Origin of the sequence: Massilia oculi, from assembly GCF_017582745.1 — a bacterium.
GTDB classification, from domain to species: Bacteria; Pseudomonadota; Gammaproteobacteria; order Burkholderiales; family Burkholderiaceae_D; genus Telluria; species Telluria oculi_A.
This window is the reverse complement of the sequence record NZ_JAFVIM010000019.1, coordinates 26,350-45,966: the sequence shown is the minus strand read 5'-3', so window position 1 is coordinate 45,966 and position 19,617 is coordinate 26,350. Positions and strand designations below refer to the sequence as shown.

The following is a 19,617-nucleotide window of genomic DNA, read 5'->3' as shown; positions in this document are numbered from 1 at the left end:
CTTGACAATCCAGCAAGCACGCCTGGCATCGCCATGTCATGGACTTGTCATGCCACGTTGTTAGCATGGCTCGTTCGGATCGATAAATCACAGCCCGGTGCCTGTCTCCATCCCTCTTCCACTCGCCATCCTGCGCCGCCGCGTCCTGTCCCTGGTCAGCCCCAATGCCTTGCTGCCCGTGACCTGCGTGCTGGGGCTCACGATCGTGCTCTCGATCTGGGCCTTCTACGTCGATCGCGCCGAGCAGGAAAAAACCGTCGCGCGCCAGGCGGCGACCACCAGCAGCGAGAACATCGTCCTCATCGTCGCGACGAATCTCGAGGAAGTGCTGGGCCGGGCCACGCTCTACGCGCGCATCGCCGCCGGCGAAGCGAATGCGGCGCAGCCGGCCGCCTTCCACCTGAATCCACAACTGGTCGGCGATTCGGCCTATGTGCGCGCCGCGCTGTTCAATGCCGACGGCGCCCTGCTGTACTCGTCCGCCAACCAGGACCGGGAACCCGAGCTGCAACAGCTTCTGGAAAGCGCCGGCGGCCGTTCTTCCGACGCACCGGCGATGACGATCGGACGCCCCGCGGCGGGCGGCAAGTATCCCTGGCGCCTGCCGCTCCTGGTCCGCCTCGATGGAGACAGGGGCCACTACGGCGCGATGGTCGACCTGGGATATTTTTTGGGCAGCTACCGCAACGTCGACCTGGGGCCGGAGGGGCGCATCGAAATCGTCCGCCAGGACGGCGCGCCGCTGGCCGTCATGCAGGGCGGGATCCTGGTGCCCGGCATCGGGAAAGGGGCGGCGCCCGCCGCCGGCGCCATCGTCGCCCGCGAAGTCCTGGCCGACATCCCGATCCGGGTGACCGTGATCCAGGATCCGGCAGTCGTGCTGGGCCAGCTGGATGCGCAGCACCAGGCGTATTTCCTGCGCGCGGGCGCCTATTCGCTGCTGGTGCTGGTCATCACGATCGGCATCGCGGCCGGCCTGTGGCAGCAACAGCGGCTGCACAGCGCCGTGGCCGTGTCGGAACAGGAAAAGCAGCGCCTGATCGCCCAGCTGGAGCAGGAAAAGAGCCGCGCCCTGGCGCTGGCCTCGCAAGACCACCTGACGGGGCTGGCCAACCGCCGGATGTTCCAGGAGATGGCGTCGGCGGAACTCAAGCGGGCCAGGCGCAGCCGCAACCTGTACGCCCTGCTGTTCTTCGATCTCGACCGCTTCAAGGTGATCAACGACACCCTGGGCCACGGCGTCGGCGACCAGCTCCTCAAGGCGGTGGCCGCGCGCCTGCGCGGCGCCGTGCGCGAATACGACCTGGTCGCCCGGCTGGGCGGCGACGAGTTCGTGGTCCTGCTGTCCGAGGTGCCGTCGGAGGAATTCGTCGCCCAGCTCGCGGGCAAGCTGGTGCAGGGCTTGTCGGCGGTCTATCCGGACCTCGACGGCCACGACGTCGAAACGAGTCCCAGCGTCGGCATTGCGCTGTATCCGCGCGACGGCCAGCAGCTGGACGAGCTGCTGCTGCATGCCGACCAGGCGATGTACAGCGTCAAGGCGCGCGGGCGCGGCTTCTTCAGCTTCTACGACGCCTCGCTGAACGCTTCCAGCGCGCTGCACTCTGAGCTTGCCGCACGCTTCAGGACGGCCATCCAGGACGATGAATTCTGCCTGCACTTCCAGCCCAAGCTGACGCTCGACAGCCTGCAGATCGTCGGCCTCGAAGCCCTGATCCGCTGGCAGCACCCCGACCATGGCCTGATCTTCCCGGGCGACTTCATCCCCCTGGCCGAGGAGCAGGACTTCATCGCGCCGCTGGGGCGCTGGATCGTTGACGCCGTGTGCCGCCAGCTGGCGCAGTGGCGGGCGGACGGCGTGCCGCTGGTGCCGGTGGCGATCAACGTCTCGGCGCGCCAGTTGCGCGACGAACGGCTGCTGGAAGACTTCCTCGGCGCGCTGGCCCTTCACGGCATCGCACCCGGCCTGATCGAGATCGAGCTCACCGAGAGCAGCCTGATCGAGGATGCAGAACTGGCGCAGCGCAACCTTGAGGCCCTCGCAGGCGCCGGCATCCGGATGGCGCTCGACGACTTCGGCACCGGCTTCTCGGGCCTCTCGCGCTTGAAACAGTTCCCGATCCATACCGTCAAGATCGACCGCTCCTTCATCCGCGACATCCGCAACGACACCAACGATGCGGTGATCGTCGCCTCGACCATCTCGCTGGCCCACAACCTGGGCCTGACCGTGGTGGCCGAAGGCGTCGAGACGCGCGACCAGCTGGTGCACCTGAAGGCCGCCGGATGCGACCAGGTGCAGGGCTTCTACCTGCAGCGCCCGTGCGCCGCCGCGCAGATCGCGCCTCTCCTCCACAAGCAGTGCCTATCCTTCCAGCCCACATGAAGCCCGATTCCCGCCGCCGGACCCTGTTGCAGCTGCCGCTCCTGGCGCCCCTGGCCGTGCAAGGGGCGCCGGCGCTGGCGGCGGCCTGCGAACGGCCGGACCGGCTGCGCTTTTCCATCATCCCGCGCGGCCACGTCAGGAAGGAGATCGCGGACCTGCTGCCGCTGCTCGACCAGCTGCGCGCGGCGCTGGGGATCCCGGTGGAAGTCTATGCGGCGCCGTCTTACGGGGCGGTGGTCGAAGCCCTGCTGTCCGGCGCGGTCCACCTGGCCCGGCTCGGGCCCGCGTCCTACGTGTCCGCCAGGCGCGCCGATCCCATGCTCACGCCGTTCGCCAACTATGCGAACAAGGCGAGCAGGTTCCAGCCCGCAGGCGCGTTCTATCACTCGCTGCTGATCGTCAGGGCCGGCACTGCGATCGTCGATGTTCCATCCCTGCGCGGAAGACGCCTGGCCCTGGTCGATCCCGAGAGCACGTCGGGGGCCCTGATCCCGCGCCACGTGTTCGCGAAACAGGTCGGCCGGCCGCTGGAAGCGTATTTTTCCCAGGTCGGCTATTCGGGCAGCCATACCCAGTCGATCGGCCGGGTGCTGGCGGGACAGATCGACGCCGCCTTCGTCGGCAGCCAGAACCTGGCGGCGGAGACGGCCTCGCATCCCGGCAAGGAGCGCCGGATCCGCGTCGTCTGGCGTTCCGGCCCGATCCCGACCGATCCCTTCGTGTTCAGGGGCCAGCTGTGCGACGACCTGCAGGAGAAGATCCGCGCCGCCTTCTTCAACCGGGGCGGCCCGCAAAGCGCGGACGTGCTGGACAAGCTGAACGTCGCGCGCTTCGTGCCGGTATCGGATCAGGATTACCGGATCGTCCACGAGATTTATTGAGCTGGACCGGATCGCGCCGGCCGGCAGCCTCAGAAGAATGGCCAGGCGAGCCGACCCCTGAGGTGCAGCACGATGCGCAGCGCCGGGTAACCAAGCGCGACACCGAAAGCCAGCAGGCAGCATGGCTCGCCCATGAAGGCCAGCCAGAAGCCGGCAACCATGCTGGCGGCCACCAGCACCATTAGCCATAGCTCGATACTGAGCAGGAATCCGGACGCTGCGCGCCACACGCGCCGCAGTTCGGCGGCGGCTTCCCTGACGGACTTCATGTCATGCGCCATGGCAATATCACCTCCTCGACAGGACCTGAGCGCATGGTAGTCCCGCCACCGGCAAGAAGCATTGCCACAAGCCAATAAACGCCGGGAGTTCCAATCTCGCGCCACTGTCCAGCCACAGATTGTTATCATATTTTCATCACAAATCCCGGCCCTGCCCGCTACACGGCAGGCCTTTGCGCCTTAGACGAAACCAACATGACCCATTGTCCGCAACGCGTTGTCACTGGAATTCCCGAACTCGATGCCGTGCTGCATGGCGGCCTGCTGCGCAACCGCATCCACCTGATCGAAGGCCGGCCAGGCACCGGCAAGACCACGCTCGGCCTGCGCTACCTGATCGAGGGCGTGGCCGGCGGCGATGCCTGCCTGTACCTGGGCCTGTCCGAGGCGGAGGACGAACTGCGCGCCACCGCCGCCAACCACGGCTGGAACCTGGACGGGGTCGAGATCGTCGAGATGATCCCGCTGCCCGCCCAGCCGGCGCCGCAGAGCATCCTGCTGCCGACCGAGAGCGAGCTGGCGGAGCTGGTCAACCGCATCGCCGAGCGCGTCGAGCAGGCGCGCGCGGCGCGCGTGGTGATCGATTCGATGGTCGAGATCCGGCTGCTGGCGCGCGACAGCTCCCACTACCGGCGCCAGATCATCGCCCTGCGCGAACGTCTCAGCGGCATCGGCGCGACCGTGCTGCTGCTCGACGACATCACCTCGGACGGCCGCGAATACGAGCTGCAGAGCGCCGTGCATGGCGTGATCTCGCTGGAGTACGTGGAACGCAGCTTCGGCGCCGCCCGCCGCCGCCTGCACGTCGTCAAGATGCGGGGCGGCAGCTTCCAGAGCGGCTGGCACGACTACAAGATCCTGCCCGGCGAGATCCTGGTCTTTCCCAGCCTGATCGCGCAGGAGCATCACCGGCCGCCGCAACGCAGCGACATCGTGAGCGGCATCGAGACCCTCGACGAACTGGCCGGAGGACCGCTGGTCGCCGGCAGCTCCACGATGCTGCTGGGGCCCTCCGGCGTCGGCAAGACGACGCTGGCGCTCCAGTATGCGCGCTCGGCGGTCGGGTCGGGCCTGCGGGTCGCCTACTTCAATTTCGACGAATCCGAGTCGACCTTGCGTTCTCGCCTGGTCGCGGACATGGGCGACGGGCCGGTCAGGGACCTCGATACCGGCGACGGCGGCGAGGCGGCTGTCCCCGACGACAGGCACCGCTTCTTCCTGCGCCGCGTCAATCCGTCGCGCATCTCACCCGGTGAATTCATCTGGAACGTGCGGCGCATGGTCGAAGACCACGACGTCAGGCTGGTGATCGTCGACAGCATCAACTCCTACCTGGACGTGATCCGGCAAGAGAAGTCGCTGCTGCCGCAGATGAACGAGCTGTTCTCTTACCTGAGCAATATGAGCGTGTCCTCGATCATCGTCGGCGCCCATTCGCAGACGCTGGACACCTCGAAGGAGCCGGATGCCGTCAGCATCATCACCGACAACATCATCTCGCTGCGCTACTACGAGCGCGACCACATCGTGTGCAAGGCGCTGTGCGTGCTCAAGAAGCGGCAGGGACCGCACGTGCACGAGATCCGCGAGCTCGAGCTGACCGACGACGGCATCCGCATCGGCGCCCGGGTGCAGAGCAAGGACGACGACATCGGGGTGGCGGCCCTTGGCGCCTGAGTCGACACAAGCGGTCGTGGTGTTCGCCCCGCTGGCGGGCGACACTGCCGCCCTGCGCGCGATCGTCGACCACGAGGGCGTGGCGGCCAGGGTCTGCGCCGACGCGCCTGAATTCTATGCGGCGCTGGACGACGGCGCGCTCGCGATCGTCATCACCGAAGAAGGCCTGGCGCGCTGCGCGCTGCAAGACCTGGCGGACCGGCTGCATCACCAGCCGGCATGGTCCGACCTGCCGATCCTGGTGCTGGCCGACGCCGACAGCCGCGACGTCGACGACGGCCGCTTCCGGCGTCTCGGCGAACTCGGCAACGTCACCCTGCTCATCCGCCCCACCGCCCGCCTGGTGCTGGCGATGGCGCTGCGTTCGGCGCTGCGCACGCGGCGCCTGCAGTTCGCCGTGCGCGACCAGCTGGCGCAGCTGGCCGGCCACGCCGGCGAACTCGAGGCGACGGTGGCGCGCCGCACCGCCTCGCTGGAACGCGAGGTGCTCGAGCGGCGCCGGGTCGAGCAGGCGCTGGCCGAGGCGCGCCGGCTGGAATCGCTCGGCAAGCTCACGGGCGGCATCGCCCATGACTTCAACAATATGCTGCAGGTGGTGGCCGGCAGCGAAACCCTGCTGCGCATGCTGCTGGCGAACAGCCCTGACGCGCGCGTGACGCGCGCGCTGGACGGCATCCGGCGCGCCTCCGGCCACGGCGCCGCCCTGACCCAGCAATTGCTGGCCTATGCCCGCCGCCAGCCGCTGGCCAGCGTCGCGCTCGACCTGCGCGCGCAGCTGCGCGCCACCTCGGACATGATCCTGCGCACGCTGGGGCCTGGCATCGACTTGCGCAGCGACGTCGCACCCGACCTATGGCGGGTGGTGGTCGATCCGGCCCAGCTCGACGCGGCGGTGCTGAACGTCGCCGGCAATGCGCGCGACGCCATGCCGGATGGCGGCGTGCTGAAGCTGGCGGCGCGCAACTGGTCCCTGCCCGACCCCGCGCTGCCGGAAGGCGGGCACCTGGCCGGCGACTTCGTCGGCCTGTTCATCAGCGACGACGGCGAGGGCATGAGCGAGGAGACGGCGCGCCAGGCTTTCGAGCCCTTCTTTACCACCAAGCCGATGGGCAAGGGCACCGGGCTCGGACTGTCGCAGGTGTACGGCTTCGCCATCCAGAGCCAGGGCCTGGCCTTCATCCGGCGCGATCCGGTCGGCACCACGATCGGCATCCTGCTGCCGCGCAGCGAGGAGCAGGCCGCGGCCCCGGGCATCGATCCGTCCGCCCTGCGCGCCGACGGCCTGGGCGGCCTGCGCGTGCTGTACGTCGAGGACGACCCCGACGTGGCCGACGCAACTGGCGCGCTACTGCAGTCGCTGGGCGTCGAAGTGCGCCTGGCCACGGGCGCCGATGCGGCGTTCGCCTGCGACCTGGCGGACGTCGACCTGGTGTTCTCGGACGTGATGATGCCGGGAGAGATGGACGGCATCGACCTGGCGCGCTGGCTGGCCGCCCACCATCCGGCGCTGCCGGTGGTGCTCACCAGCGGCTACATGCTGTCGCCCGAACGGCTGCAGGAACTGAAGGTGGGGTTCGTGCGCAAGCCCGCGTCGCTCGGCGCCATCAACGACGCCTTCGTCACCGCGCTGCGCAAGCGAACGGCCGGCCGCGGCGCGCGCCAGCCGCGCTGACCGCAAACGGCGGACGCATACCAATGTATGCCCCGCCCTATCCGATGCGACGATAGGCGGCCGCGCGCGGCGTCCGGATAATGCGCTTACCTCGACCATCCGGAGCCGCCATAACCGACACCACCGCACCGCGCGCCCTCATCATCGGCGGCTCCCTCGGCGGCCTGTTCACCACGCTCACCCTGCGCGCCATCGGCTGGCGGGTGGACGTATTCGAGCGTTCGCGGCACGCCCTGGACAGCCGGAGCGGCGGCATCGTGCTGCAGCCCGACGTGCTGCACGCCTTCCACTTCGCGGGCCTGCGCCATCCCGGCGCGCTGGGCGGGGCGTCGGGCGACCGCATCTTCCTCGACCGCGACGGCAAGGTCGTGCAGCGCGGCTACCAGCCGCAGACCCAGATCTCGTGGAACATGCTGCACACGCTGATGCGCGCCGCGCTGCCGGACGCGCAGGTGCATCCGGGCGAAACCCTGCCGCGCTTCGAGCAGGCGGGCGGCCAGGTGCGCGCCCATTTCGCCGGCGCGCGCGGCGAGACCGGCGACCTGCTGGTCGGCGCCGACGGCGCGCGCTCGGCGACGACGACCGCGCGCTGCTGGACGGCGTGTTCGCCCTCCAGCAGGGCGCGGACCACATGTTCCTCGAATACCTGGTGCCGGGCGAGGACCGCTCGCTCGCGCCCGGCGCGCGGCGCTGGAACTGGGTCTGGCGCCACAAGGAGTGGGAAGCGCTGCAACTGCGCGCCGGCCGCCCGATGCTCGAGGCCGGGCGGCGCACGGGCGACCGGATCATCGGCGCCTAGGTGCGCGGTTCCGGCGGCACGGCCGGCAGGCTGGCCACCACCGTGGTCCCCTGCCCGGCCCCGTCCTCGATCCTCACCTCGCCGCCATGCATCGCCGCGATCTCGCTGGCGATCGTCAATCCGAGTCCGCTGCCCCCGCCCGGCATGCCGAGGCCGCGATAGAAGGGCTGCAGCACCTTGTCGCGCTCGGCGCGCGGGATGCCCGGCCCGGTGTCGGCGACGCTGAACGCGATGCGCCCGTCGGCGCCCTCGCCGGCGCCAGCCATGGCGATGCGGATGGCGCCGCCGGCCGGCGTGTAGCGGATCGCGTTGTCGATCAGGTTGGCCATCATCTCGCGCACGAATTGCGGATGGCCGACGATCACGAGCGGCGCGGCGCAGCCCTCGACGGCGATGTCGAGTTCCTTTTCCAGCGCCAGCGGCACCAGTTCCGCGATCGCGTCCTCGGCCAGCGCCGCCACGTCGAAACGCTCGAAGTCGCGCGGGCCGAGCGCCCTGGCCTCGGCCAGGCTCAGGCTCAGGAGCTGGTTGGCCAGCCGCACCAGGCGCGCGGTGGCGGCGTCGAAACCGTTCACGGCCGCCCGTAGCTCGCCATGCTCGCGCAGGCGCAGCGCCAGCTCGGCCTGCGTGCGCAGGACGGTGATCGGGGTGCGCAGCTGGTGGGTGGCATCGGCGATGAAGCGCTTCTTGGCGTCGATCTCCCGTCCCAGGCGGCTCATCAGGTCATTGATGACGGCGGTGTGTTCCTGCAGTTCGGCCGGCATGTCGGCGATCTCGATGTGGCGCAGGTCGTCGTGGGTGCGCTGCGCGATCGCGTCGCGGATCCGGCGCAGCGGCGCCATCCCGCGCTTGACCCCGTACCAGATCAGGATGCCGATGCAGGCCACGAACAGCGCCTGCGGCAGCAGGACGAAGCGCAGCACCTCGCGCGCCAGCATCTCGCGCTTCCTGACGGTTTCGGCCACCCGCACCGTCAGCGGCGAGGCCGGGCTGTAGATTGACAGCGTGTACTCCGCCACCCGCACCGGCTTGCCGTCCATGGCCGCGTCGTAGAAGCAGGTGTGGTCGACGCAGGTGTCGCGCCGGGTCGCCTCGGGTATCCGCGCGTTGCCGGCGAGGCGCGCACCGAGCCGGTCCGACACGCTGTAGTGGATGGTGTCCACCTGGTCGAATTCGAGCATCGCCCGCGCCGCCTGCGGCAGGTCGACGTGGACTCCGTCGTGGCGCACGCTGACCTGGCCGGCCAGCGTCTGCGCCGAATCCTCCAGCGCGCGGTCGTAGGCGATATTGGTGAAGTGCAGGATCACCGCATACACGCCCCAGGCCCACACGACGCTGAGCAGCAGCAGCGGCGGCAGCAGCCACAGCATGAGCCGCCGGCCGAGCGAGGTGCCGCTAGCCGGCATCGTGCGCTTCCAGCAGATAGCCCAGTCCGTGGATGGTCTTGATCTCGATGCCGAACGGCGCCAGGCGCTTGCGCAGGCGATGGATATAGACTTCCACCGTGCCGATGCTGACCTCGTCCTCCCACGAACCGATCTGCTGGGCCAGGCGGCGCTTGACCACCACCTGCCCCGCGCGCAGGATCAGCGCCGCCAGGATCGCCAGCTCGCGCCGCGTCAGGTCGATCCGCGTCCCGTCCACCGTCGCCACGTGCTGGTCGACGTCGACTTCGAGCGCGCCGTGCACCAGGTGGCTCGAGCCGCCATTGGCGCGGCGCCGCAGCGCCTCGATCCGGGCTTCCAGTTCCGGCAGTTCGAATGGCTTGACCAGGTAGTCGTCGGCGCCGGCCCTGAGGCCGCCGACCCGCTCCTCCAGGCCCGAGCGCGCCGTCAATACCAGCACCGGCGTGCGGTTGCGGCGCAGGCGCAGGCGCCGCAGCACCTCCAGGCCATCGAGGCCGGGCAGGCCGAGGTCGAGCACGACCAGTCCGTACTCGGTCGTGCCCAGTGCGAGTTCGGCCGCCAGCCCGTCGCCCACCGGGTCGACGTGGTAACCGTTCGCCGCCAGCGCCCGGACCAGGGTCTGGCGCAGGGTGTCATCGTCTTCGACCAGCAATACTCGCATCAAGGGGCAGGGAGAAAGGATTTTTTAAGGAAACTCCGGCGATTATAACTTTCTCAAAATCAAGCTGGAGCCCGCATGTCCCATACCACCACCCCATCCGGGCGCCGGCCGCGCCGCGCCGGCGCACTCGTGCCGGCGCTTGCCATGGCCCTGCTCGGCGCCTGTTCCAGTTCGGAGCCGCCCGCCGCTGCCAACGCTGGTGCACAGTCCCAGCCGCAGCACTACATCAAGGTCGAAGCGGTGGGCGTCGATGGCGAAGGACTGCAGGGCACCTTCCCGGGGCGCCTGGCGTTTCGTCCCGGCGCCATGGCGGCGGTCGGCGCGCCGCTCGCCGGCCGGGTGCTGTCGGTCGAGGTGCGTCCCGGGCAAGCGGTGCGGGCCGGCGCGCCGCTGGTCGTGCTCCAGAGCGCGGAAGCGGCCGACGTTCGCGCCGCGCTGGAACAGGCCCGGACCAGGCTGGCGGTCGCGCAAGACCTGCTGCGGCGCCAGGAAGACATGATGGCGCGCGGGATCGGGGTCGAGGTCGAGCGCTACTCGGCCGAGGCCGCGCTGCGCGAGGCGCAGGCGGAGGCCGCGCGCGCACGCCAGGCGGCCGCGCTGGCCGGCGCCGGCAACGGCGACCGGCTGGTCTTGCGCGCCCCCGCGGCCGGGGTGGTCCTCGCCATCCAGGCCCAGGCCGGCGCCGTGGCGGCGCCCGGCGGCGACGCCCTGGTCGAACTGGGCGACCCCGGTCAGCTGTGGATCGTGGCCGAGGTCCCGGAACGCGAACTCGGGGGCCTGGCGCCCGGGCGCGCGGCCCAGGTGCGCGTGCCCGGCATCGACGCCCCGTTCGCGGCGGCGATCGACAGCATCGGCCACGCGGTCGACCCGGAACAGCGCCGCATGCCGATCTATCTCGCCTTCCAGGACAAGACGGCCGACGCCGGGCTCACCGCCGGCATGTTCGCCCAGGTCAGCCTGGCGGGCGGGCCGCGCGGCGCGCCGACCGTCCCGAGCACGGCGGTGCTGATCAAGAACGGCAGCCAGCGCCAGGTCTACCTGCAGGGAGAAGACGGCAACTACGTCGCGCGCCCGGTGCGCACCGGCATCGCGCGGGCGGGGCGGGTCGAGATCCTCGAAGGCCTGAAGGCAGGCGACAAGGTGGTCGTGCAAGGCGCCCTGCTGCTCGACAACGAAGCTCAACAACTCCTGTAAGGGCACCATGCTGCGCAATCTCATACACGCCTGCGTCCAGCGCCGGCTGGCCGTGCTCCTCCTGGCGACGGTGTTCGCCGCGTTCGGCCTGCGCGCCTACCTGGCCACGCCGATCGAGGCCTTTCCCGACGTGACCAATGCCCAGGTCCAGGTCATCACCCAGATGCCCGGCTACGCCGCCGAGGAAATCGAACGCCAGGTGACGGTGCCGCTGGAGCGCACGCTCAACGGCACGCCGGGCATGACCCTGATCCGCAGCGAGAGCCTGTTCGGGCTCTCGCTGGTCACCCTCATCTTCGACGACGACGCCGATCCCCTCACCAGCCGCATGCTGGTCGGGCAGCGCCTGGCGCAGGCCGGGCTGCCGGACGGGATCACCCCGACCCTGGCGCCGGAAGCGACGCCGCTCGGCAAGATCTACCGCTTCCGCGTGAGCAGCGAGCGCCACGACCTGTACGAACAGCGCGCCGAGATGGAGTGGACGGTCACCCGCGTGCTGCGCCAGGTGCAGGGCGTGGCCGACGTGGTGGCGTGGGGCGGCTTTTTGAAGGAGATCCACATCGAGGCCGATCCGGCCCGCCTGCACGCGGCCGGCCTGGGCTTCGGCGACCTGGAAGAAGCGATCGGCAAGGCCAACCTGAACGTCGGCGGCGGCTTCCTGCGCCATGGCGACCAGGAGCTGACCGTGCGCGGCATCGGCTACGTCAACAGCGTGGAAGACCTGAAGGCGATTCCGCTCAAGACCACCCGTAACGCGGCGATCACGCTCGGCGACGTCGCCGACGTCACGCTGGCCGCGGCGCCGCGCCGCGGCTCGGTCGGCTGGAACGAACGCAAGGAGATCGTCGAAGGCCTGGTGCTGATGCGGCGCGGCGAAAACCCCTCGACCGTGCTGGAGGGGATCCACCAGCAGGTCGAGCGGCTGAATACGTCCATCCTCCCGCAGGGCATGAAGCTCGAGGTGTTCCAGGACCGCTCGACCCTGGTCGACGAATCGCTGGGGACGGTCCATGAAAACCTGCTGCACGGCTTCATCCTGGTGGTGGGCATCGTCTGGCTGTTCCTGCGCAGCGTGACCGGCTCGCTGGCGGTGGCCATCATCATTCCGCTGTCGCTGCTGGCCGCCTTCTTCGGCCTGCACGCGCTGGGCCTGCCCGCCAACCTGATCTCGATGGGCGCGATCGACTTCGGCATCCTGGTCGACGGCGCGGTGGTCCTGATCGAGAACGTGCTGCACGCGGTGCGCCACCAGAAGCCGGCGACGCGCAAGGAAACGCTGGGAGTGATCATCCGCGCCTCGGTCGAAGTGGTGCGGCCCGCCTTCTACGCCATGCTGATCATCATCGCGGCGCTGCTGCCGGTGTTCACGCTCGAGTCGGTCGAAGGCCGGATCTTCAGGCCGCTGGCCCTGACCTATACCTTCGCGCTGGTGGGCGCCCTGGTGTTCACGCTGACCGTGGTGCCGGCGCTGTGCGCGCTGCTGTTCAAGGCCAATGCCAGGCTGCCCGACGAACCGGCCTGGATGGAGCGCATGAAGGCCGCCTACGGGCGCGGCCTGGGCCGCATCGTGTCGCACAGTACCGCCACCATCGCCCTCGCCGTGCTACTGCTGGGCCTGAGCGCGCTGGCGGCGACCCGCATCGGATCCGAGTTCCTGCCCGAACTCGACGAGGGCGACCTGATGGTCTACGTCGAGCTGCCGGCCAGCGTGGCGATGGAAAAGAGCCAGGACATCCTGGTGGACCTGCACGCCCGCCTGCGCGCCTTCCCGGAAACCGACCAGGTGCTGAGCGAGCATGGCCGGCCCGAGGACGGGACCGACAACGAAGGGGTCAACGTGATCCGCACCTTCGTGCGCCTGAAGCCGGCGCCGGACTGGCGCAAGGGCCTGGACAAGCCGGCGCTGATCGAAGAGATGCGCGCCTCGCTGGCGCAAATCCCCGGCATCCGCCTCAATTTCTCGCAGCCGATCAAGGACAGCGTCGAGGAAGCCGTGGCCGGCGTGCGCGGCAAGGTGGTGCTCAAGATCTTCGGCGACGACCTGGCGGCCATGCGCGCCACGCTGCAGCAGGCGAAGGACGTGCTGCAGCAGGTGCCGGGCGTGACCGAGCTCGATCTGTACCGCGACGCCGCCAGCCCCCAGCTCAACGTCGAGTTCGACCGCCCCGCGCTGGCGCGCGCCGGCATCGCGATGGAAGACGCGGCGCGCACGCTCGAGGCGGCGCTCGCGGGCCGGATCGTGACCCGGTTCTGGGAAAAGGAGCGGCCGGTCGAGGTGCGACTGAGCCTGCCGAAGGTGGAACGCGACGACCTGGAGAAGATCGGCCAGATCGCCATCGCGGCCCCGAACGGCGCCCGGATCCCTTTGCGCGAACTGGCCAGCATCGGCATCGTCGACGGCGCCGCCTACATCGTCCGCGAGGGCAATACCCGCCTGCTGGCGCTGAAGTTCAACGTGAAGGACCGCGACATGGGCTCCACCGTCAAGGAAGCCATCGCGACCGTCGACGCCAGGGTCCGTCCGCCGGATGGACACTACTTCAGCTGGGGCGGCGAATTCGAGAACCAGCAGCGTGCGCTGGATCGCCTGAAGCTGGTGATCCCGGTCGCGATCCTGCTGGTGCTCGGCCTGCTGTACGCGGCCATGAACAGCGGCCGCAGCGCCATCGCGGTGCTGGCCATCGTGCCGTTCGCCCTGACCGGCGGCATCCTGGCCCTGCTCGTGTTCGGCATCCCGCTGTCGGTCAGCGCGGTGATCGGCTTCATCGCCCTGCTCGGCCAGGTGTCGCTGATGGGCGTGCTGGTGCTGTCGGCGATCGATGCCCGGCGCCGCCTTGGCGAGGACCTGCCGACCGCGCTGGTGGCCGGCGCGGCCGACCGCCTGCGGCCGGTGCTGATGACATCGTGCCTGGCGTTCTTCGGCCTGCTGCCGATGGCGCTGTCGACCGGCGTGGGCAGCGAGATCCAGCGTCCGTTCGCCCTGGTGGTGGTCGGCGGCATGGTGAGCACGCTGCTGGTCGCGCTGTTCCTGCTGCCCCTGTTCTACCGCATCCTGACCCCGACCGTCCTGACCACGCTTGAAGAAGAGGCCGACGCGTGAAACGCATCCTGACACTGATCCTGCTGGCGCTGGCCGGCGCCCCGCTCCACGCCCAGCCACTGCCGGCGCAGCCGTTACAGGCCCAGCTATTACCGCAAGCGGTAGACCTGCGCACCGTGCTCGGCTTCGCGCGCGACGCCAGCCTGGCGGTCGCGCTCGAACGATCGCAGGTGGACGCCGCCAGCGCCGGGCGCCTCGAGGCGGCCGCCCTGCCGAATCCGACGCTGTCGTACAACCGCCAGCGCCAGCCGGGACGCTTGACCAACTTCGATTCCGACCGCGCCCAGGACTGGACCATCGAACAGCCGCTGCTGCTCGGCGGCCAGCGCGGCGCCCGCATCGACGCGGCCAGCCGCGCCGTCGACGCCGCGTCGGCGCGGGTCGCGCTCACCCGCCACGAGGTGGCGTCCGAGGCGGCGATGGCGCACGTGGCGCTGCTGCTGGCGCAGGAACGGCTTGGCACGGTCAAGGCGGGCCTGGACGAACTGGCGCGCCTGCGCCAGGTGGTCGACGGCCGCCTGGCCGGCGGCCTGGCCAGCGAGTACGAGGCGATCCGGGTCGAGGTCGAGGAAGCCACCTGGCGCGCCCGGGTGGCCGAGGCCGAGGCGGCGCTGGTCGAACGGCAGACCGCGCTGGCGCAGGCGCTCGGCGTCGCCGGCTGGCGTCCGGTTGCGCGCGGCGCGCTGGCGCCGTTCGCGCCGCTGCGTGGCCACGCCGCCGCAGCGCGGCCCGAGGTGCACCCCGAAGTGCTGCTCGCGCGCCGCGAACAAGACGCGGCGGCCGCACTGGTGGACGTGGCGCGGGCCGAGCGCATGCCGGCGGTATCGGTCAACGTGGGCCGCTTCTGGACCAGCAAGCCGTATGGCGGCACGACCGGCATCGGGGTGGCCGTCGAGCTGCCCCTGTTCGATCGCCGCAAGGGCGGGCTCGACAAGGCGAGGGCGCAGGCCGGCGCGGCCGCGCTGCAACGCGAACTGAGCGAGGCCAGGCACAGCGCCGAAGTCGACAGCATGGCGCGCCTGGTGGCGCAGCACGGCCACGCGCTGGACGATTTCCGGCGCCGCGCCGGCGCCCGTACGGCGGACCTGAAACGCATGGCGCACGACTCCTACCGGCTCGGCAAGACCTCGATCGCCGAGCTGCTCGACGCGACGCGCGGCGGCGTCGAGCTGGCGCTGGCCGAGCAGGAACTGGTCGCGCAGCTGATGGAGGCGCAGCTCAGGCTCGAATCGGCCACGGGCGAGCTGTTGCACAGGATCGATGACGGCCGCGCGCCGGTAGCCGATGCGTTCCGGTGAAAAATGGATCGCGATTCCCTACCCGCAGGATTTACCGTGTTTAACTTTCATCGCCTGGCGGAGGCGATTAAGCTGACATGGCGCCGATGACCTGTCGGCGACCGCCGAACCAAAGGGGAATCCATGTCAGCATACGTCGTCTTCATCCGCGAAAAAACCACCGACCAGGCCCAGATGGACCAGTACGCGCAAACGGCGCCCGCCGCGCGCGCCGGCCACGACATCACCCGGCTCGCCTTCTATGGCCAGCTCGAGGTGCTGGAAGGCCCGGCCGCCGAAGGCGTCGCCATCCTGCGCTTTCCCGACATGGCGGCGGCGCGCGCATGGTATGACAGCCCGGCCTACCGGCAGGCGCGCGAGCACCGCCACCTTGGCGCCGACTACCGGATGCTGCTGGTCGAAGGCAGCGACGCCGCGCCCGCGCAGGAGGCGCGATGACTGCCGAGCGACTGCGCGCCTGCCTCGCGGCCCTGGCCTTGCTGCTTCATACGGGGCCCGGCTCCGCCGCGCCTGCCAACGACATCGTCCTGGTGCACGGCGCATTCGCCGACGGCTCGGGCTGGAAAGCGGTGGCCGAGATCCTCCAGGCGGCAGGATACAAGGTCGGCGTCGCGCAGCATCCCAACGCCTCGCTCGCCGAAGACGTCGCCGCCACCAGGCGCGCCATCGACCTGCAGGCCGGCCCCGTGATCCTGGTCGGCCATAGTTATGGCGGCACGGTCATCACCGAGGCCGGCAACCACCCCAAGGTGAAAGCGCTGGTCTACGTCGCGGCCTATGCGCCCGCGGCCGGGGAAGACCCGAAGGCCTTGCGCGCCCTGTATCCGCCACCCGCGTCGAACGTGGTGGCGGTGGGCGACGGCTTCATCATCCGCCGCCCCGACAGCTTCGGCGCCGACTTCGCGGCCGACCTGCCGCGCGACGTTTCAGGATTCATGGCCATCGCACAAGTGCCAGTTGCCACCAAGGCGCTGGCCGCGCCAGTCACGGACGCCGCCTGGGCTGCCAAGCCCAGCTGGTACATCATCGCCACCGAGGACCGCATCATCCATCCCGACCTGCAGCGCCACATGGCGCAGCGTGCGCGCAGCAAGACCGTGGAGATCAAGGGCAGCCACGCGGTATTCATGTCGCAGCCGGCAGCCGTCGCCCGCGTCATCCGGGACGCCGCGCAGGCGCAATAGGCGGCGTCGCCCGCACCCGCTCACCCATCCGGGCCATTCACTGTCAAGGAGAACCTCATGAGCATGAAGCACGTCCTGTTCATCGTGACCAACACCCACGAAATCGGTCCGCACAAGCGCCGCACCGGCTATTTCTTCCCCGAGATCGCGCACCCGGTCGAGGTGTTCGAACGGCACGGGGTGGCGGTCGAATACTGCTCGCCGCTGGGCGGCGCGCCGTCGGACGACGGCTACGACGAGAGCGACCCGGCCCAGGCGGCCTACCGCAAGGGCAAGTCGATCCGCCGCCTGGCGCGCAGCCGCCGCCTGGCCGAGGTGGACGTGCTCGACTACGACGCGGTCTTCGTCCCCGGCGGCCTGGGCCCGATGGCGGACCTGGCCACGGACCCCGAGGTGAAGCAGGCCCTGGCGCGCGCCTGGAACGCCGGCCTGATCGTGTCGGCCGTCTGCCATGGCCCCTGCGCCCTGCTCGGGGTGAAGACCGAGGACGGCGCGTCGCTCATCAAGGGCCGCAAGCTCACCGGGTTCTCGAACAGCGAAGAGGAAAACTATGCGAAGGACGACGTGCCCTTCATGCTCGAGGATGCGCTGGTGGCGGAAGGCGCGCAGTTCTCGGCGGCCGATCCCTGGCAGGTCAAGATGATCGTCGACGGGCGCCTGATGATGGGGCAGAACCCGGCCTCGGCCGGTCCGCTGGCGGAAGAGATCGTGAAAGCGCTGCGCTGATGAGGTGAAACGGCATCGCCGGCGCCAGCCGGCGATGCATTCATGCGCCAGGCGAGCGCTTAGAAGTCGAACTGTGCCGACACCAGCGCGGTGCGCGACGCGGCCGCGGTGGCGAAGGTGCCGTTGGCCAGCCAATAGGCCTTGTCGGCGACGTTCTCGACGCTGGCGCGCAGGATGACGGGGCGGCCCATCAGGCTGGTGCGGTAGCGAGCGCCGATATCGAAGCGGGTCCACGACGGCAGGAACAGCGTATTGGCGGCGTTGTACGGAATGTCGGAGGTGTGGATGGCGCGGGCATTGAAGCTCAGGCCCGGCACCTGCGCCAGATCCCAGTCGAGGCCGGCGCTGAGGGCGCGCTTCGGCACGCCGTTGGCGTCGTTGCCCTCGTTGACGCCGCCCTGGGTTTTCTGCAGTTCGGCGTCATAGAAGGTCGCGCTGGCCATCAGGCGCAGGTTGCGCACCACCTCGCCCATGGCCGACAGTTCCAGGCCGCGGTTGCGCTGGTTGCCGTCCATGCTGTAGATCGTGGTGACCGGATCGGTGACGGCGTTCGGACGGTCGATCTGGAACACGGAGATGCCGGTCAGGAGCTTGCCCTGCTCGACCTTCACCCCGGCCTCGTACTGCTTCGATTTATACGGAGCGAACACCTCGCCTGCATTCGCCGCGGTCTGGGGCGCCGTGGCGCCGCGCGTCAGGCCCGACGTGAAGTTGGTGTACAACGACACATTGGCCATCGGCTTGACCACGATCCCGAGCAGCGGCGAGGTCGCGCTCTCGTCGTACGAGGTCGTGCTGGCTCCGCTCGGTGCGATGTTCTTCGCGACGACCTTCTGCTTGCGCACGCCGCCGGTCACCAGCACGCGGTTGTCGAAGAACGACAGGGTATCGGTGAGGGCGATACTGGACAGCTCGGTGCCCGAGGTCGTGGTCGGCGACTGGCGCACCCCGGTCATGGCCGGCAGCGGCACCGGATGATAGATGTTCGACTCCACCGCGGTGCCGGCCGGCGCGGGCAGGTAGAAGCTGCCGGATTCCTGTTCCAGGCGCGAGGCCGAGACGGCGAACAGGTGCTTCACGCCCAACCCTTCGACGGTGGCGCGGGCGCCGACCTCGCCGGTCTTGTTGCGGGTGGCGGCGTCGTACCAGGCATTGGTGATGCGCAGATTGCCCGCCATGTCGATCGCATCGTTGCCGCGCGCCGCAGGGAAGTCCTGCTCGTAGGCGTTGTAGTGGTAGCCGGCGGCGGCGTACAGCATCACGTTCGGGGCCAGGTCGTATTCCAGGCGCGACGAGATGGTCGAATCGCGCATCGCGAGTTCGACGCCCGGATACATCGCGCGCTTGCCGGACGGCGCATCGGGGATCCGCGTCACGTTGGGACGGAAGCTGGACTGGCCGCGGAAACCGTCGGTGTCCTCGCGCTGTGCATAGGCATCGACCACCCAGCGCAGATTCGAGGAACGATAGTCGAGCGCCAGCGCGGCCAGGCCGGATTCGGTCTTGCTGTGGTCGAGCGTGTTGTCGCCGTTGCGGTAGACGCCATTGAAGCGCACGCCCCACTGGCCGGCGTCGCCGAAGCGGCGGCCGACATCGACGTGGGTGCCGAAGATCGACTTGCTCTCGAAGGTGCCGGTGACGCGGGTGAGCGGCTTGTCGCCCGCGCGCTTGGTGACGATATTGATGCTGCCGCCGACGCTGCCGCCAGGGGGAATGCCATACATGAGCGTGCCCGGGCCTTTCAGCACTTCGACGCGCTCCATCATCGCCGCCGGCATCCGGTTGCCCGAGGCGAGCCCGTACAGGCCGTTCACGCCGACGTCGCCGCTGCCGACGCCGAAGCCGCGGATCTGGAAGTCGTCGCTGAAGCCGGAGGTCGAGGTCTGCACCCGCACCGAGGCTTCGTTGACGAGCACGTCGGCCAGCGTGCGCGCCTGCTGGTCTTCCAGCAGCTGCGAGGTGTAGTTGGTGGTGCTGAACGGCGTATCCATGATGTCGCTTGCTCCCAGCACGCCCACGCCGCCGCGGCGCGCCACGCCGCCGTTCATGTACGGCGCCTCGTCCAGCGCGCGGGCGCCGGTCACCAGCACCTGCTCGATCTGCGGCGCCCCGCTGTCCTGGGCGTGCGCGGCGCCGGCCAGCAGGGCGATGGGCGCGGCGACGAAGGCGATGCCCCAGGCGCGGCCGACCAGCAGCGACAGGGTGGATTGGCGGATGTTGCGGAAGATGGGCGAGCGCCGAAGCTTGGTCATGAAGGGTCCAGTCAGTGTCATTTTAATGAATGCAAATGAGAATTATATTCATTTGCATTCATAATCACAACGACTGGTTTTTCTGCAGGGGCGACCGAGA

At 69.6% G+C, this 19,617-nt stretch carries 15 protein-coding genes and 1 pseudogene; 12 read left to right on the top strand and 4 right to left on the bottom strand.

Features of this window, described 5'->3' with window-relative positions; translation table 11 throughout:
- Window positions 1–97 precede the first annotated feature (97 nt).
- Window positions 98–2,386 (top strand): putative bifunctional diguanylate cyclase/phosphodiesterase, encoded by a 2,289-nt coding sequence (locus J3U95_RS19985; protein WP_370662091.1) that lies wholly within the window; start codon window positions 98–100, stop codon window positions 2,384–2,386.
- Complete coding sequence (locus J3U95_RS19980) at window positions 2,383–3,267, top strand: phosphate/phosphite/phosphonate ABC transporter substrate-binding protein (RefSeq protein ID WP_208280406.1); 885 nt, start codon at window positions 2,383–2,385, stop codon at window positions 3,265–3,267. The genes J3U95_RS19985 and J3U95_RS19980 overlap by 4 nt, the downstream gene beginning before the upstream one ends.
- 29 nt (window positions 3,268–3,296) lie before the next feature.
- On the opposite strand, the gene J3U95_RS19975 is transcribed toward J3U95_RS19980, so the two are convergent.
- A complete protein-coding gene (locus tag J3U95_RS19975; RefSeq protein WP_229519970.1) occupies window positions 3,297–3,536 on the bottom strand; it encodes a hypothetical protein in 240 nt (79 codons plus the stop codon).
- A 207-nt stretch (window positions 3,537–3,743) separates the two neighbouring features.
- Here J3U95_RS19975 and J3U95_RS19970 point away from each other — a divergent pair, with 207 nt between their 5' ends.
- The 4 genes and pseudogenes from J3U95_RS19970 to J3U95_RS28420 all read left to right on the top strand — a co-directional run bounded on the left by J3U95_RS19970 (window position 3,744) and on the right by J3U95_RS28420 (window position 7,696).
- Window positions 3,744–5,225 carry an ATPase domain-containing protein gene (locus J3U95_RS19970; protein WP_208280404.1) on the top strand — a complete coding sequence of 494 codons (1,482 nt, stop codon included), beginning with the start codon at window positions 3,744–3,746 and terminating at the stop codon, window positions 5,223–5,225.
- Window positions 5,215–6,897, top strand: a complete 1,683-nt coding sequence (locus tag J3U95_RS19965) for a response regulator (protein ID WP_208280403.1) — start codon at window positions 5,215–5,217, stop codon at window positions 6,895–6,897. Before J3U95_RS19970 ends, J3U95_RS19965 begins: the two co-directional genes overlap by 11 nt.
- Window positions 6,898–6,977: 80 nt before the next feature.
- A pseudogene (locus J3U95_RS28425) lies at window positions 6,978–7,418 on the top strand (FAD binding domain-containing protein); the annotation flags it as partial.
- An 80-nt stretch (window positions 7,419–7,498) separates the two neighbouring features.
- Window positions 7,499–7,696 carry an FAD binding domain-containing protein gene (locus J3U95_RS28420; protein ID WP_229519991.1) on the top strand — a complete coding sequence of 66 codons (198 nt, stop codon included), beginning with the start codon at window positions 7,499–7,501 and terminating at the stop codon, window positions 7,694–7,696.
- On the opposite strand, the gene J3U95_RS19955 is transcribed toward J3U95_RS28420, so the two are convergent.
- Window positions 7,693–9,102, bottom strand: coding sequence for a sensor histidine kinase (locus tag J3U95_RS19955; protein ID WP_208280402.1), 1,410 nt, complete (start codon window positions 9,100–9,102; stop codon window positions 7,693–7,695). The two genes, J3U95_RS28420 and J3U95_RS19955, sit on opposite strands and share 4 nt — an antisense overlap.
- A complete protein-coding gene (locus tag J3U95_RS19950) occupies window positions 9,092–9,763 on the bottom strand; it encodes a response regulator (protein ID WP_208280401.1) in 672 nt (223 codons plus the stop codon). The genes J3U95_RS19955 and J3U95_RS19950 overlap by 11 nt, the downstream gene beginning before the upstream one ends.
- A 75-nt stretch (window positions 9,764–9,838) precedes the next feature.
- On the opposite strand from J3U95_RS19950, the gene J3U95_RS19945 reads away from it, so the two are divergent.
- The 6 genes from J3U95_RS19945 to J3U95_RS19920 all read left to right on the top strand — a co-directional run bounded on the left by J3U95_RS19945 (window position 9,839) and on the right by J3U95_RS19920 (window position 17,265).
- Window positions 9,839–10,957 (top strand): efflux RND transporter periplasmic adaptor subunit, encoded by a 1,119-nt coding sequence (locus J3U95_RS19945; RefSeq protein ID WP_208280400.1) that lies wholly within the window; start codon window positions 9,839–9,841, stop codon window positions 10,955–10,957.
- 7 nt (window positions 10,958–10,964) lie between these two features.
- Window positions 10,965–14,057, top strand: coding sequence for an efflux RND transporter permease subunit (locus tag J3U95_RS19940; protein WP_208280399.1), 3,093 nt, complete (start codon window positions 10,965–10,967; stop codon window positions 14,055–14,057).
- Complete coding sequence (locus tag J3U95_RS19935; RefSeq protein WP_208280398.1) at window positions 14,054–15,355, top strand: TolC family protein; 1,302 nt, start codon at window positions 14,054–14,056, stop codon at window positions 15,353–15,355. Before J3U95_RS19940 ends, J3U95_RS19935 begins: the two co-directional genes overlap by 4 nt.
- Before the next feature lie 123 nt (window positions 15,356–15,478).
- Window positions 15,479–15,793, top strand: a complete 315-nt coding sequence (locus J3U95_RS19930) for a DUF1330 domain-containing protein (protein ID WP_208280397.1) — start codon at window positions 15,479–15,481, stop codon at window positions 15,791–15,793.
- Entirely contained in the window at window positions 15,790–16,539 is a 750-nt protein-coding gene (locus J3U95_RS19925) for an alpha/beta fold hydrolase (protein ID WP_208280396.1), read from the top strand. The genes J3U95_RS19930 and J3U95_RS19925 overlap by 4 nt, the downstream gene beginning before the upstream one ends.
- 57 nt (window positions 16,540–16,596) lie before the next feature.
- Entirely contained in the window at window positions 16,597–17,265 is a 669-nt protein-coding gene (locus tag J3U95_RS19920; protein WP_208280395.1) for a type 1 glutamine amidotransferase domain-containing protein, read from the top strand.
- 59 nt (window positions 17,266–17,324) lie between these two features.
- Here J3U95_RS19920 and J3U95_RS19915 read toward each other — a convergent pair whose 3' ends face one another.
- Window positions 17,325–19,517, bottom strand: coding sequence for a TonB-dependent receptor (locus J3U95_RS19915; RefSeq protein ID WP_208280394.1), 2,193 nt, complete (start codon window positions 19,515–19,517; stop codon window positions 17,325–17,327).
- Window positions 19,518–19,617: the final 100 nt, after the last annotated feature.

What these genes read in the sequence shown, in the direction of transcription:
- J3U95_RS19980 (WP_208280406.1), top strand. Translation starts at nt 2,383, where the DNA reads ATGAAGCCCGATTCCCGCCGCCGGACCCTGTTGCAGCTGCCGCTCCTG.
- J3U95_RS19975 (WP_229519970.1), bottom strand. Translation starts at nt 3,536, where the DNA reads ATGAAGTCCGTCAGGGAAGCCGCCGCCGAACTGCGGCGCGTGTGGCGC.
- J3U95_RS19970 (WP_208280404.1), top strand. Translation starts at nt 3,744, where the DNA reads ATGACCCATTGTCCGCAACGCGTTGTCACTGGAATTCCCGAACTCGAT.
- J3U95_RS19955 (WP_208280402.1), bottom strand. Translation starts at nt 9,102, where the DNA reads ATGCCGGCTAGCGGCACCTCGCTCGGCCGGCGGCTCATGCTGTGGCTG.
- J3U95_RS19950 (WP_208280401.1), bottom strand. Translation starts at nt 9,763, where the DNA reads ATGCGAGTATTGCTGGTCGAAGACGATGACACCCTGCGCCAGACCCTG.
- J3U95_RS19945 (WP_208280400.1), top strand. Translation starts at nt 9,839, where the DNA reads ATGTCCCATACCACCACCCCATCCGGGCGCCGGCCGCGCCGCGCCGGC.
- J3U95_RS19940 (WP_208280399.1), top strand. Translation starts at nt 10,965, where the DNA reads ATGCTGCGCAATCTCATACACGCCTGCGTCCAGCGCCGGCTGGCCGTG.
- J3U95_RS19930 (WP_208280397.1), top strand. Translation starts at nt 15,479, where the DNA reads ATGTCAGCATACGTCGTCTTCATCCGCGAAAAAACCACCGACCAGGCC.
- J3U95_RS19925 (WP_208280396.1), top strand. Translation starts at nt 15,790, where the DNA reads ATGACTGCCGAGCGACTGCGCGCCTGCCTCGCGGCCCTGGCCTTGCTG.
- J3U95_RS19920 (WP_208280395.1), top strand. Translation starts at nt 16,597, where the DNA reads ATGAGCATGAAGCACGTCCTGTTCATCGTGACCAACACCCACGAAATC.
- J3U95_RS19915 (WP_208280394.1), bottom strand. Translation starts at nt 19,517, where the DNA reads ATGACCAAGCTTCGGCGCTCGCCCATCTTCCGCAACATCCGCCAATCC.